This window comes from Streptomyces sp. NPDC060000 (genome assembly GCF_042737375.1).
In the GTDB taxonomy this organism is placed as follows: Bacteria; Actinomycetota; Actinomycetes; order Streptomycetales; family Streptomycetaceae; genus Streptomyces.
Genome location: NZ_JBHWUU010000051.1, coordinates 57,438 through 70,842 on the forward strand (window position 1 = coordinate 57,438; position 13,405 = coordinate 70,842).

The following is a 13,405-nucleotide window of genomic DNA, read 5'->3' on the forward strand; positions in this document are numbered from 1 at the left end:
CGAGAGGGCCGAGGAACGTGAGCACAGAACGCCCGCACTCCGTGAGCGTGGCCGGGGTCGTCGTCGACGCCCAGGGCCGGGCCCTCCTGATCCAGCGCCGCGACAACGGTCACTGGGAACCGCCGGGCGGCATCCTCGAACGCGAGGAGACCATTCCCGAAGCCCTTCAGCGCGAAGTCCTCGAAGAGACCGGCATCAAGATCGCACTCCCCGCGACCCTCACCGGCGTTTACAAGAACATGACGGGCCTGATCGTCTCGCTGGTCTTCCGCTGCGAGGCGGCCGACGGCACGCCGACCACCGGCGACGAGACCCGCGCACTGCGCTGGGTGACCCGTGAAGAAGTCTCCGAACTCGCCGACGAGGCATTCGCGATCCGCGTCATAGACGCACTCGACGCGGCGTCCCCGCCGGCCATCCGCGCCCACGACGGCGTGAAACTCGTCTAGTCCGAACCCGCTGCACATGGCGGCCTACCAGCATGAAGGAACTTGTATGCACGAGTATACGAGTACTGCCCGGGTGTGGGGACTGTCTTGCCCAGGTTTCCCGGAAGAGGTCAGCCGGGCCCGCCGATGGACGCGCGACGTCCTGCGTGGCTCCCCTCTTGCCGAGGACGCCGAGCTGATCGTGAGCGAGCTCAGCGCGAACGCGATCCTTCACACGGCGAGCGGACACGAGTACGGCAGCTTCCACCCGGCCGTCGCTGTCTCGGCGCAGGTGGTCGCGGTATCCGTGACGGACGCCGGAGGCACGGGCACGGCCCCGAAGATCGAGCACCAGGACCAGGACGCCGAACACGGCCGTGGACTCGGCATGGTCAGCGCGATCGCCCACCGGATCGTCGTCCACGCCAGCGAGGCCGGCCACACCATCACCGCGGAGCTCTTCACCGAACCACGCCGAGGAGGGCACCCGTGCTGACGACGACCAGGCCCGGCTTCTGGTGCGAATGCTGGACGCAACGACTGGACGGACGACGCCCGCCGGCGCTCTTCGGCTCCTTCGACGCGTACTCGGCGATCGAGGCGAACAACTGGGTGGCGACGATCCTGCGCACCATCTCACCAGCCCTCGACACGGCCGCTTCCCAGGAGGCGTGGACACGACTCCACGACGACCGCATCGACACGAGGCGAGCCTTGTTGCGCCGGGAGCCGTGGACGGTGTCCATCACGCACATCAGCACGCGCATCACATGGACGGTCCGACCAGCGCTCTTCCTACCCCTGGCACACCGTCAAGGCGTCGAACTACCGGCCTGCACGAACGACTTCAAGCCCCGCAGAGCCGACTGAGTTACAACTTTCTCTACTGGTTCAAGGCGGCTCGCTCCGCTCCCCGCGCGCGGCCCGGCCCCCGGCCGGGCCTGCGCTCCTGTCTCCGCCCCGCTCCAGCCCGGCCGGCGCCCGAACCGCGCACAGCAATCAGCCGCCTGACGCCAGAGAAGGGGTACGTCGTGGCTGGGGCGGTCAGCTCCGCGGCTTTACGGAGCCACTTTGGCGCGAGCCTCGAAGATCATGGCCCCAACGTCGTGCTTCACCAGGCAGGCCCACAGACTGCCCGACGCGCCGGAAGCTTACGGGGCCATGATCACTCGCTCCACGCTTGGTTGGTCCGGCCCAATGCAATTGGGTCAGTTCGCTGGTCGGTCCTCCGCCTCCTCTGCGCAGGTTCCTGTGACGCGCGATGTTGTGCGTTGCGTGGACTCTGCTCTCATACGCTGCGCAGGAGGATTAGCGAGATATTCGTTCAGGAGGTCAAAATCTCGCATCGATTCTGGCAATTGTTCATACCAGGCGAGCCCGAAGGAATTACATCTCCCGCACAGGAGGCCCCGCGTACACTTTCCACACGCCTTGGAGTTTCCCGAACAGCAGAAGTGGTCGTGGTCGATGTCCCAGGTTCTTCCCCGCCCTGGAGTCTCAGTTCCGCAGATCCCGCAACGGTTCCCCTGGAACAATAGGATCCGTCGATAGAATTCGCTAGATATCCCATAATTGCGGAGGCGCTGATTCAAGCTTGCGCACGGCCGACAATGCGCAAACGGATAACCGTCAGGATAGTGGGTAAACTCCGCGAGCGGCTTTTCTTTTTGACATCCCTTGCAGCGCCGTCGCCCATTAATCTTGAGTTCATTCCTTTCTTGATCGAGTAGTTCCCTTGAGGGGATATTGACTCCGGACCTGTGCCACTTATAGTGCTTACTGCAATACCCCTTCGCCTCGTGGGGTTTGCTGCAATCTTCATACGAGCATTCTGTGTACTTCGTGGGAGGCTGGGTGAATTCCACGCCCTTCTTCAATTCGCGGTAGTGACGATGGCACAGATCTCGCGTGCGCATTTTACCTGAACACCCCGAAACGCGGCAGCTACGTTCATGGGACAGAGTTCTTTGATAGTGCTTTCCACATAGGCCTCGTGAGACCTGGTTACCGGAGCAGCCCTGCTCAATGCAGGGGCGATAGATTTGGCTCGTCCGTTCCTTTTCGTAGCACGTTTTGCACATTCCCCTACTTGAGACGGGCCGACCATCACCGTTGATACAGCCCATGTCATGCCTCTTTCAGATTCTGCCCGTATATCCGATTAGCTGGAGGATCCGCAAGGTAGATATTTATTCGATGGAACTTCTGAAGTTCCTTAGGGAGTCTTTCGTACCAAGCGATTCCTCGCGAGTTGCACATACTGCACAAGAGGCCACGGATGCACTTCCCGCAGGATCCAATACCTGGGCAACATTCATGGTCATGGTCAATGTTCCAACCTTGATCTTCCGCAGATGGTGACCGACAAATTGCACACCGCCCCTCTTGGAGCTCTTCAAGGGATTTGTAAAAGGTGACCGTTATGTGGAACTTGTTCAGCCGTCGACGTAGCGTCTGGCATCCCTTGCACCATGATGAAGGAAGTCCGTATGAGGTGATGGGAAAATGCTCCAGCGGCTTCTTCGTATTGCAGGAGGTGCAGAAGGATAGGCCTTCCTGGATCAGGGTCCTACGGACGGCCTTGCGCTTCTGCAATGGCAGTAGTTCCTTCCCCTGAAGGCTGTGAGCGTAATGACTTTTACAGTATCCTCGCGCAAAATGCGGGTAGGTGCAGAAGTCTAGGGCGCAAGTCGTTCGTGGCACATGAATAGGTTTAAGTGAGCCGGCCTTCCGTTGCTGTTGATAGTGGGTGTTGCACAAGCCCTTCACTAGTTTCCCTGAGGTTTCGTCTCTCGTGCAGCTCCAATCGTTTCCCTTTGCGTTGCAGCGCGTTACCTCGTCCATGTTGAGGTAATCCTTTCAGTGGTGACTGCCACATTTCCTTCCATGGGTCCGGCGGAACCGCTCGATACGTCTCGCAGCAACTCCCATTCAAGAACGGCGTGGAAACCGATTTGCAGGCCATGTGATTTCCCGGTAGAGCTGCCGCATCATCGCGGCCATCCGGTTAACACCCGCCGTCCTGCTCGTCGCAGCTGTGCCGACATGTGCCCGCCGGTGGACAGTCGCAGTTCCGTCTTGGCTCCCAAGGCCCCTCCCCAGAGCGCCACCCTTGTCGGTGGTCGCACCCTAGCCACTCGCACTGACAACGGGGCTTCACGGCTCAATACACGGCCGGGCCAAACTGGCGCCGTTGAAGAGGCTCGTGTGCATCTGCCGGTGACCACCACAGAGCTCAGCCATCCGGCTGAGGAGGTCGTGCCAGACGCGTGCCAGATCGTGCAGGGCACTGGGGAACACCGGGAAACGAACGAACCCGCCTACCAGGCGCCCGCACCTCTCACGCGAGTTCAGGCCGATAGTGAGCCCTAGACCACCTCGGCTTCCCAAGCTGAGGGCTCCGGCATCGTCGCCACGGCTCGGCCGCCGCGGCTTGCTGCGGTCGACGCGTCGGCAGCGTGGCTGAGGCCGGTGAGGGTGCAGCGAGGCATACGCGTGCGTGGTCGATCGGCGCACCCGCCATCGTGGCTGACTGTCGCCGGCTGAGGTTCAGACGGGGCGCATCGAGGGCGCTGGCCGTCAGCCGAGCGCGCCGAAGCTGGGCCGTCCCTGGGCCGTCCGAGGACGCTCAACGGTGGCCAACAACGACCAACGACCACCACCAGGCGCACGATCCCACCGTCCCTGAGCAGCGAAAACGCAGGTCGCCAAGATCCCCGGCAAGACCCAGGGCAAGAAGAAGTAAGCGAACGCCGCTAAGCCCCCAACCTGCGAGTTCTTCGCGGGGCGGGGGCTTTTTGGGTTGCTGGCCGTCGGTTGCCTGGCCGGGCCGTCAGGCGTTGCCCGCCGCCACTCGTAGCGCGGGGCCTGCCCGTCGGCGGGGAGTAGCCCTTGTGGTGATGCCCCCGGCCTGCGCGGATGCGCGGATCGGGGGCGTTTGTGGGCGTTTGTGGGCGGGTCCCCCGAGGGGGCTGGGCTCGGGCAGGGGCTCCAGGCCCGCCGGTGAGGCGCAACCGTGCCTGCGGGGTGGCGGCGGGCCCGGGTGCGGATCAGCCGCGGTTGGACTGCTGGCGGGCCTCGTCGGCTACCTGGCTCCCGGAGTCGCGGGCCTGGTCGGCGACCTGGGTGGCCTGGTCGCGGGCCTTGTCCTGGGTGGTCCGGGCGGCCTCCGCGGCGGTGTCCTTGACTTCCTGCGCCGCGCTCTGGGCGGCCTCCTTGGCGCCCTCCTTCAGGTGCTGGGCGGAGTCGAGGGCGGCCTGCTTCACCGGTTCCAGCGCCTCACCGCCGTGCTCCATCAGGTCTCCGGCCTTCTCCTGTTCCAGTTGGGACGTGGGCAGCATCGAGGCTGCCAGCAGTCCGGCGCCGAAGGCGATGAGACCGGCGGCCAGCGGGTTGCCCTGGGTCTGGCGCATCGCCTGGTCCGGAGCCTGCCGTACGGCTTCAGTGGCCTGGTCGGCCGCTCCACGCGCGGCGCCGGCCGCCTGCTGGGTGCCCTCCTGCAGCGATCCGGCCATCGACTGTGCGCTGTCGCTGACGCCGTGGGCGGTCTGGGAGGCGGTCCCCATGACCCGGTCCCGCATGCCCGAGACGGCGCCGTGCATCCGGCGGGTGCGGCGCTGGGCCATACGCCGGGGGCTGGCACGGTCCGCGAGCCGGTCCACGTCGGCGGACAGCCGCCCCCGGGTAGCGGTGATCTCGGCCCTCATCTGGTCGGGTGACGTGCCCATTGCGCATTCTCCTTAAGCGTCTCGACTGTCTGCTCGGGCTTCGGTTCCACGGTGCGCATCTGGGTGCGGCCCCGTTGGTACAGCACCGCCCCCACCACGGCCCAGACGGCGGTGACGATCAGGGCGGCCCAGCCGCCGTCCATCACGTTGGCCAGGCCCAGCACCGCGGCCAGTGACAGGAACAGCAGGACCATGTAGCCGGCGAACCCCGCGCCGCCGTACAGGCCGGCCGCCTTGCCCGCCTTGGTCGCCTCGTGCTTGACCTCGGTCTTGGCCAGTTCGACCTCCTGCCGGAAGAGGGTCTGGACGTCGGAGGTCACGGCGGCCAGCAGCTCGCCCACCGAGCTGTCCCCATCACGCGCCTCCAACTGGCGGGCCTGGATCGAGGACATCTCTCACACCTCCGGATACGGACGGGCCGACGTGCTGCCCGTGGGCATGCCGACGGACGGCTGCAGCTCGGGCGCAGGACCGGAGGGGAGCGCCGTGGGGAGCCCCGTGGGTGGCCCCTCAGGGCGCGCCGCAGGCCGCTGGTTCCGCTCGGCGGACCCGTCGGACTTCGACGCCGCCTTCACCAGCCGCCCGACCGCCAGCCCTGCCAGCAGGGCGCCGCCCAGGAACATGCCGGGGCGTCGGCGGGCGAAGTCCTGCACATCGGTGAGGACGCCGTCGACGCCTTGTTCGTCCAGATAGTCGGCCGCCCGGTGCCCGCTGTCGGCCGCCTGTGTCGCGAGGCCACGGGCAGGCGAGTCGCTCTGGGCGTGCTCCGCCAGCCCGGCCAGGTCGTCCGCCCACTGGCGCAGCGAACCTGCAGCCTTTTTGGCCTGTTCGTCGGCTTCGTTCATCGCACGGCTCCGCAGGTCGTGGGCGACCGCACCGACCTGCTGTCGGGCCTCACCCGCCACGGCCTTGGCCTGGTCCACCGCGGTATCCGTGACCTGTCCTGCGGCCTGCCTGGCCTGATCGGCGGTGGCGGACGCCTCCGCCTTGGCCGTCTCACCGGTCTGCCGCAACCCCGTCGTGCTGCTCTGCGTTGCCTCGCTCATCAGCCACTCCTCCTCACGCGACCACGTAACTTTTAGTCCGTTATGTAGGCGAGTGACTGTTTTGGTCCTGTTCACACCCATCAGTGGGTGATTTATCGATGGGCTTGTGAGGCCAGTCGGTCAGTCGGTCAAGGTCCGCCGCGTCGGCTGGTGTTGCGACTGGTGTTGGGTCCTCCCCGGCGTCGACGGGGGCGTGGACAGTGTCCTCAGGTAGGCGGGGACGGCCGTGCCGGCTTCGCTGAGGGGGAAGCGGGTGGCGAGGTGGCCGTCCGGGCGGATGACGAAGCCGGTGGGGCCGTCGGGGTGGTAGAGGCGGGCGAACTCGCCGCCGGCGTCGCGATAGGCGGGGAGCGGCAGAGCGTCGGGGGCGGACAGCCCGGGTGAGGTCTCGCGGGCCAGTACGGCGATGACCTCGAGGGCGGGTCCGGCGGCCCCGGTCGCTTTCAGGGTCGTGCGCACGGCCTCTGCTGCTGCTGCCGGGCCGGTGGGGTCCGTCGCGTAGAGGAGCGCCACGTGGCCCGCGCGCCCGCGCAGGACGTCGAGCAGGCGCCAGGGGTAGGTGGACGCGGGGGCGGTCAGGCCGGTGCAGTCCGGGGCGCGGTCGCCGGGCCGGGGCGTTTCGGGCGGGTCGCTCGGGCGGGGGGCGAGTGGGCCGTTCCGGTAGCCGACGAGGAGCTGGGCCTCGCGGAGCAACACGGTGCGCGGGTCGTCGGGGTCGGCTTCGATGCCCTGGGTGGCGTGGCGGACGGTTCGGCCGACCACCTCCTCGCCGATCGGGCGGCGCTCGGCGTCGTACGTGGTGAGGAGGGCGGCCCCGGCCTCTCCCCGGCTGACGAGGGCGAGCTTCCAGGCCTGGTTGCAGGCGTCCTGGATGCCGGTGTTCATGCCCTGGGCGCCGGTGGGCGGGTGGATGTGGGCGGCGTCGCCCGCGACGAAGACGCGTCCGTCGGCGTAGCGGTCGACGATGCGGTGGCTGATGCGGAAGACGGAGGACCAGCGAAGCCGGGAGAGAACCGCGGCCCTCGGCGCCAGGCGGTCGACCACGGCCTGGAGGTGATGCAGCTCCGGGGCACGAGTGCCGCTCGACACCTCCAGACCGTGCGCCACACCGTCTGCGTCCGGTGCCGACGACAGTCCCTCGCCCGTCCGCGTGGACAGCTCCGGCGGGACGAGCATCGACATGCGGTAGCGGCCCTTGCCGGGCAGCGGGACGCAGACCAGCACGTCGTCGGTGGAGCCGTCGGCGGCGTGGTGGACGGAGCGGACGCCGTACCCGTGCGGCAGGTCCCAGTCGGTCTCTACATCCCCCAGCATGTACTCCTCGTCGAAGGCGGCCCCCTCGTAGCCGAGACCCAGCCCCTTGCGCACGGTGCTGTGGGCTCCGTCGCAGCCGATCAGGTAACCGGTCCGTACTTCCTCGTCGGTACCGGACGTGGTGCGCAGGCGGGCGGTGACCCCGTCCTTGTCCTGGGTGAACGACAGCAGCTCGGTGCCGCGTTCGACGCACGTACCGAGGCCGGCGACGTACTCCTCGAGGAGGCGCTCGGTCTCGTACTGCGGCAGCGCGGCGAATCCGTAGGGCACCTCGGGCGGCAGCGTGAGGTCGAGGCGGGCTCGCTCCCGGCCGTTGACGTAGATCAGCTGACCGCGCAGCACGGCGGCGGCCTCCAGGACCGTGCGGGACAGGCCCATCCGGTCCCAGATCTCCAGGGTGCGCGGCTGGATGCCGACCGCCTTCGCGTACGGGAGACGGGCAGGCAGACGGTCGACGAGCCGGCAGCGCACCCCGTGCCGGCGCAACTCGGCGGCGGCGCTCAACCCGACCGGGCCTGCGCCCACGATCAGTACGTCGGTCGTTCCGGTGTGTGCCACGGGTTGCCTCCCGGCGCGGTGTGGCGCGGTGCGCCTCATGGCCCTGGACCGCCCCGTGACCCGTGGTCACCACGCGGCGGCCGGACGGCGAGCCGGGCAGGTCGGGGCGGTATGGCCGGTTATCGTCACCGCTGAGTCACAGGTCGGTACTCAGGAGAACCTGATTGCCTGCCCGTTCTGTCTGGCTCGACGAAGGTCGGTGCCGAGGGGCCATGCCCCCGGCGGTTCGGTTCGGATTCGGGGGCAGCATGCGGTACGAGAACGAGAACGAGAACGAGAACAAGCACGCGGATGCGATGGGGAACGAGCACGGGAACGGGAACGGGAACATGAGCAGGGACAAGAACACGAACACGAACACGAACAGGAACAGGTTCGGGGTCCGGGGTTCTGTGACGGCGGTCGTCGTCGCCTCCGCCGCTCTGGTGGTGACGGGATGCCAGTCGGGGGACTCCTCCAGCGCATCCGTGAGTCCCGCATCCGCGAGTCCCGCATCCGTGAGTCCCGGTTCCGCGAGCCCCACCCACGTGAGCTCCCCCTCCGCGAGCTCTCCCGGCTCTCCCTCCGCGAACTCCCTGACGACCTCTCCCTCCGTGAGTTCCGCTGCCTCCACGCCCGCCGCCGACGTCTCCGCGGCCGGTGCCGCGCAGACCTGTCCCGCGGGCAGCCTGAAGGTCACCGCCCACCAGGCCGCCGATCGGCCGAGCGGTACCGGCACCGGGGCGGCTGTCGTCGAGTTCACCAACAGCTCGGCCAAGGCCTGCCGTCTCCAGGGTCATCCGTCCGTCGCGGGAGCCGGCAACGGTTCGCCCGAGCACAACTCCCCGCTCTCCGTCACGCCCAAGGGCTCCGCCTCGCCCGTGACGCTGGCCCCGAAGGGCAGGGCCTGGGTGAAGCTGACCTTCGTGCAGGTGCAGGGGGAAGCCGACGGGTACTGCGCATCGGGTGCGCAGCCCGTGGTGTATCCGACGCTGGTGGTCGGCCTGCCGGGATCGGGGCGTCACCAGGTCGCCCTGGACGACGGCCAGTTCGCGGAGTGTGACAACAAGGTGACCGTCACCGCCGTATCGGCGGTCAAGCCTTCCTGATGCGGGCCCTCGTCACGGCGTCAACGGCGTCAACCGCACGTCACGCCGTCAACGGCACCGGGTGGATCTCGTCCGCCATGTGGCCGGTGCGCTCGTGGACGCGCAGGACTGCATCCGCCGATGGCCCCTCGGAGAGGCAGTAGACGGTTCCGGACTCCGGGTCCGCCCACGCCCGTTCGAAGTGCACGCCCTCCTCGCCCTCCGCGGAGAGGTCCGCCTGGTGGGCCTCGAGGAGTTGGTCGGCGGTGATGCCCTGCATGTTGTGGTGGACGTCCATGAAGCGGGTCATGGCTGCCCGCCCCCTTCCGGTCTCGTGCCGTGCTGCCCCTTCGTCTCCATGCTGCGCTCGCGCTCCCTCCGCGGCGACCGGAGCGACCGGAGGACGAGGAGCAACCGGACGGGACGTGACGAGGGGCTCCGGTGCCGACATCGGCACCGGAGCCCCTCGTTCACGTACGTTCGTCGCGCGTCTTCAGCCGCACTGGCAGGGGCTGCCCGACTGGCACCCGCAGCCGCACCCGGAACCGCAGCCGCACGCGCCGATGAGCATCAGGTTCCTGATCTCGGCGGGCTGCTCGGTCGGGCGTTCCTGGGCGGGGTCGGGCGTGGGAGTGATGGGGGACTCGGCCATGGGTTCCTCCCGGAGACGTAGGACCTGTGCCCATTGCACGCCCGTTCCGCTGGGCGCATCAACGGCTCAACGGCGCACAGCGGCTTGCGCACGCCGCGGACGGATCCGGCACGCCACCGGCGGACGACCCCACGGTCATCCGCAGCAGTCACCCGTCACGGCCGTGCCATCCGTCACGGCCGTGCCATCCGTCACGGCCATGCCACACGCCACGGCCATGCCACACGCCACGGCCGTGCCATCCGTCACGGTCACCCGCAGCAGCTTCCCGTCACCCCTACGGCAACCCTCACGGCCGGGCTCAGACCTGACGGCTCAGGCCCGACGGCTCAGACCCGTCTGCCCGGGCCCCGTCGGCTCAGGCCCCGTCCGGCTCAGGCCCCGTCCGATCCCGATCCCGTTGCCGGTGTCGGCTGGATCTCCGGCTGGATGTCCGGCTGGAGCTCGTCCGCGTGCTCGCCCGTCACCAGGAACACCACGCGCTTGGCGACGGCCACCGCGTGGTCGGCGAACCGCTCGTAGTAGCGGCCCAGCAGCGTGACGTCGACGGCCGTCTCGATGCCGTGCTTCCAGCGGTCGTCCAGCAGGTGCTGGAAGAGGGTGCGGTGGAGGAGGTCCATCGCGTCGTCGTCCGACTCCAGCTGGAGGGCGAGGTCGACGTCCTTGGTGACGACGACCTCCGCCGCCTTCGCCATCAGGCGCTGCGCGAGCTGACCCATCTCCAGGATCGTGGCGTGCAGGTCCTGCGGCACCGCGCGGTTCGGGAAGCGCAGCCGCGCCAGCTTCGCCACGTGCTGCGCGAGGTCGCCGGAGCGCTCCAGGTCGGCGGACATCCGCAGGGACGTGACCACGATCCGCAGGTCCGTCGCCACCGGCTGCTGCCGCGCCAGCAGCGCTATCGCCCGTGCCTCCAGGTCGTGCTGGAGCTCGTCGACCCTCTTGTCGGCCTCGATGACGCTCTCGGCGAGCTTCAGGTCGGCGTCGAGAATGGCGGTCGTGGCGCGTCCGATCGCCGACCCGACCAGCCGGGCCATCTCCACCAGGCTGTCGCCGATCGAGTCCAGTTCCTCGTGGTACGCGTCCCGCATCAGGGTTCCCTCTCGTACGTCGTGCTTGGGGTTCGGGTTCGGTTCCGGGGGCCAGAACCGGCCGCGAACCGGGCCGGGGCCGGCTGTCGCACCGGCGCCGACCGGCCGTGGAACCGGTGCTGCGAACCCCACGGTGCCACGGTCCGCCCCGTACGCGTCGATTTCCGTCACCCCAAATGAACCACCACTGGCTCCAAGGTGAACTCTGGGCGACGAGTGTTCGAGGTCGCACCTCGACAGCTGTGGCCAGGACCGATCGCGTGCCTAACCTGGTGGCATGGACGTGAACGCGGCGGTCGCCGCAGCAGCAGCGATCGCCGGGGTCCTCACCGGTGTGATCGCCGTGCTGGCGTTCCGCTGGAGCGAGCGGGAGCAGAAGCGCCCCACGCGCACCTCGCTGCACACGGACCCGGTGCTTCCGCCGGGTGTGGACACCGTCCTCTCCGTGCTCCGCTCCTCCGCCGTCGTGCTCGACGAGGCCGACGCCGTCGTCAAGGCCAGCTCCGCCGCCTACGCCCTCGGGTTGGTACGCGGCGGCCGGCTCAGCGTCGAGCCCATGCTCAAGATGGCGCGGGACACCAGACGTGACGGAGAGATACGCCAGGCCGAGCTGGACCTTCCCCGGCGCGGGACCGGGCGCGGCGAGGCCCTCGCCGTGTCCGCCAGAGTGGCTCCGCTGGGCTCCCGGCTGGTCCTCCTGCTCGTCGAGGACCTCACCGAGGCCCGTCGGATCGAGGCGGTCCGGCGGGACTTCGTGGCGAACGTCAGCCATGAGCTGAAGACACCGGTCGGCGCGCTCTCCCTTCTTTCCGAGGCGGTCATGGACGCCTCGGAGGATCCGGAGGCGGTGGAGCGGTTCGCCGGCCGTATGCAGATCGAGGCCACCCGGCTCACCAGCCTGGTCCAGGAGCTCATCGACTTGTCGAGGGTCCAGAACGACGATCCCCTCGAGGACGCCGAGCCGGTCGGCATCGACGAACTGGTCGCCGAGGCCGTCGACCGCTGCCGTCACCAGGCCGGGACCAAGCAGATCACCATGGCCGCCGGAGGCACCGCAGACCTGCGTGTCTGGGGCAACCGGGGCCAGCTGGCCGCCGCCCTCGGCAACCTGGTCGAGAACGCCGTCAACTACTCACCCGCCCGCACCCGCGTCGGCATAGCCGCCCGCCGGGTGAACGCGCCGGGCGGGGAACTGATCGAGATCGCCGTGACCGACCAGGGCATCGGCATCTCCGACAAGGACAAGGAGCGCATCTTCGAGCGCTTCTACCGCGTCGACCCGGCTCGATCCCGTCAGACGGGCGGAACGGGTCTCGGGCTGGCGATCGTCAAGCACGTGGCCGCCTCGCACGGCGGGGAGGTCACGGTGTGGAGCGCCGAGAACCAGGGCTCCACCTTCACCCTGCGGCTGCCGGAGGCGGGCGTGGCCCGTGACCGCGCGCATCAGCACCCCGATCCGGACGAGGCCGACGACGTCGACGACGTCGACGGCCTTGACGACCTCGCCGACGGCGGCGAGGCCGACCATTCCTCCCCTCACCGCTCCACCCAGACACCACCCCGCGCCTCATCCCCCGATTCGTCCGCGTACCGGACGCTTTCCGCCCCGGAGGTCCTTCCGTGACCCGAGTGCTCGTCGTCGAGGACGAGGAGTCCTTTTCCGACGCCCTGTCGTACATGCTCCGCAAGGAGGGCTTCGAGGTCGCCGTCGCGTCCACCGGGCCCGACGGACTCGACGAGTTCGAGCGCAACGGCGCCGACCTCGTGCTTCTCGACCTGATGCTGCCGGGCCTGCCCGGTACGGAGGTGTGCCGTCAGCTGCGCGGCCGCTCCAACGTCCCCGTGATCATGGTGACCGCGAAGGACAGCGAGATCGACAAGGTCGTCGGCCTGGAGATAGGAGCCGACGACTATGTCACCAAGCCCTTCTCCTCGCGCGAGCTGGTCGCCCGTATCCGGGCCGTGCTGCGCCGCCGTGGCGAGCCGGAGGAGGTGACCCCGGCGGCCCTGGAGGCCGGCCCGGTCCGCATGGACGTCGACCGCCACGTCGTGACGGTCTCGGGCTCCAAGGTCGATCTCCCCCTCAAGGAGTTCGACCTCCTGGAGATGCTGCTCCGCAACGCCGGGCGGGTCCTGACCCGCATGCAGCTCATCGACCGGGTCTGGGGCGCCGACTACGTGGGCGACACCAAGACCCTCGACGTCCACGTCAAGCGCCTCCGCGCCAAGATCGAACCTGACCCGGGGGCCCCCAGGTACCTGGTGACGGTCCGCGGCCTGGGCTACAAGTTCGAGCCGTAGGCCGAGGGGTTCGCTGTGGCCGACGGACGGAGTCCGGCGCAGCACTCCGATGCCCGCGTAGCGGTGTGAGGGGTGCGTCGAGGATGGTGCTCGAACCTGACCCGGGGGCCCCAGGTACCTGGTGACGGTCCGCGGCCTGGGCTACAAGTTCGAGCCGTAGGCCGTACAGCAGCCAGGCAACAGCGGTAGACACGGGAAGGGCGGCACCCCACGCGGGGTGCCGC

The 13,405-nt window shown here is 68.5% G+C and carries 16 protein-coding genes; 6 read left to right on the plus strand and 10 right to left on the minus strand.

What is annotated here, in order from left to right:
- The first annotated feature begins 41 nt into the window (after positions 1-41).
- From ACFWBB_RS25545 to ACFWBB_RS25555, 3 genes are read left to right on the plus strand one after another with little or no spacing between them, the layout of a single operon-like run.
- Complete coding sequence (locus ACFWBB_RS25545; protein ID WP_385276944.1) at positions 42-449, plus strand: NUDIX hydrolase; 408 nt, start codon at positions 42-44, stop codon at positions 447-449.
- 46 nt (positions 450-495) lie between these two features.
- Positions 496-924, plus strand: coding sequence for an ATP-binding protein (locus ACFWBB_RS25550; protein ID WP_385276890.1), 429 nt, complete (start codon positions 496-498; stop codon positions 922-924).
- Entirely contained in the window at positions 918-1,298 is a 381-nt protein-coding gene (locus ACFWBB_RS25555) for a hypothetical protein (RefSeq protein ID WP_385276893.1), read from the plus strand. The genes ACFWBB_RS25550 and ACFWBB_RS25555 overlap by 7 nt, the downstream gene beginning before the upstream one ends.
- 338 nt (positions 1,299-1,636) lie before the next feature.
- Here ACFWBB_RS25555 and ACFWBB_RS25560 read toward each other — a convergent pair whose 3' ends face one another.
- From ACFWBB_RS25560 to ACFWBB_RS25590, 7 genes are all read right to left on the minus strand, one after another.
- A complete protein-coding gene (locus ACFWBB_RS25560; protein WP_385276896.1) occupies positions 1,637-2,554 on the minus strand; it encodes an endonuclease domain-containing protein in 918 nt (305 codons plus the stop codon).
- 1 nt (position 2,555) lies between these two features.
- On the minus strand, positions 2,556-3,272 hold the full coding sequence (locus ACFWBB_RS25565) for an endonuclease domain-containing protein (RefSeq protein ID WP_385276899.1): 717 nt from the start codon (positions 3,270-3,272) through the stop codon (positions 2,556-2,558).
- Between the two features lie 1,205 nt (positions 3,273-4,477).
- Positions 4,478-5,155 (minus strand): DUF3618 domain-containing protein, encoded by a 678-nt coding sequence (locus ACFWBB_RS25570; protein ID WP_385276902.1) that lies wholly within the window; start codon positions 5,153-5,155, stop codon positions 4,478-4,480.
- Positions 5,131-5,547 (minus strand): phage holin family protein, encoded by a 417-nt coding sequence (locus ACFWBB_RS25575; RefSeq protein ID WP_385276905.1) that lies wholly within the window; start codon positions 5,545-5,547, stop codon positions 5,131-5,133. Before ACFWBB_RS25575 ends, ACFWBB_RS25570 begins: the two co-directional genes overlap by 25 nt.
- Before the next feature lie 3 nt (positions 5,548-5,550).
- Positions 5,551-6,201: a hypothetical protein gene (locus ACFWBB_RS25580; protein WP_385276908.1), complete on the minus strand. Its 651-nt coding sequence runs from the start codon at positions 6,199-6,201 to the stop codon at positions 5,551-5,553.
- Between the two features lie 120 nt (positions 6,202-6,321).
- The gene (locus ACFWBB_RS25585) at positions 6,322-8,073 is read right to left on the minus strand and encodes an FAD-dependent monooxygenase (RefSeq protein WP_385276911.1); all 1,752 of its coding nucleotides are present in this window, start codon (positions 8,071-8,073) and stop codon (positions 6,322-6,324) included.
- Positions 8,074-8,209: 136 nt separating this feature from the next.
- Positions 8,210-8,686, minus strand: coding sequence for a hypothetical protein (locus ACFWBB_RS25590; protein ID WP_385276914.1), 477 nt, complete (start codon positions 8,684-8,686; stop codon positions 8,210-8,212).
- On the opposite strand from ACFWBB_RS25590, the gene ACFWBB_RS25595 reads away from it, so the two are divergent.
- The gene (locus ACFWBB_RS25595; RefSeq protein WP_385276917.1) at positions 8,667-9,161 is read left to right on the plus strand and encodes a DUF4232 domain-containing protein; all 495 of its coding nucleotides are present in this window, start codon (positions 8,667-8,669) and stop codon (positions 9,159-9,161) included. The genes ACFWBB_RS25590 and ACFWBB_RS25595 overlap by 20 nt on opposite strands.
- A gap of 40 nt (positions 9,162-9,201) precedes the next feature.
- Here the strand turns inward: ACFWBB_RS25595 and ACFWBB_RS25600 are convergent, their stop codons facing one another.
- From ACFWBB_RS25600 to phoU, 3 genes are all read right to left on the minus strand, one after another.
- Positions 9,202-9,450, minus strand: a complete 249-nt coding sequence (locus ACFWBB_RS25600) for an SCO4226 family nickel-binding protein (protein WP_385276920.1) — start codon at positions 9,448-9,450, stop codon at positions 9,202-9,204.
- A gap of 183 nt (positions 9,451-9,633) precedes the next feature.
- Positions 9,634-9,792, minus strand: coding sequence for a hypothetical protein (locus ACFWBB_RS25605; protein ID WP_385276923.1), 159 nt, complete (start codon positions 9,790-9,792; stop codon positions 9,634-9,636).
- A gap of 374 nt (positions 9,793-10,166) precedes the next feature.
- A complete protein-coding gene (gene phoU, locus ACFWBB_RS25610) occupies positions 10,167-10,880 on the minus strand; it encodes a phosphate signaling complex protein PhoU (protein ID WP_385276926.1) in 714 nt (237 codons plus the stop codon).
- A gap of 277 nt (positions 10,881-11,157) precedes the next feature.
- Between phoU and ACFWBB_RS25615 the strand changes: the two genes are divergently transcribed.
- Both ACFWBB_RS25615 and ACFWBB_RS25620 read left to right on the plus strand, forming a co-directional pair.
- Positions 11,158-12,504, plus strand: coding sequence for a sensor histidine kinase (locus ACFWBB_RS25615; protein ID WP_385276929.1), 1,347 nt, complete (start codon positions 11,158-11,160; stop codon positions 12,502-12,504).
- Positions 12,501-13,181: a response regulator transcription factor gene (locus tag ACFWBB_RS25620; RefSeq protein WP_127179272.1), complete on the plus strand. Its 681-nt coding sequence runs from the start codon at positions 12,501-12,503 to the stop codon at positions 13,179-13,181. Before ACFWBB_RS25615 ends, ACFWBB_RS25620 begins: the two co-directional genes overlap by 4 nt.
- Positions 13,182-13,405 lie beyond the last annotated feature (224 nt).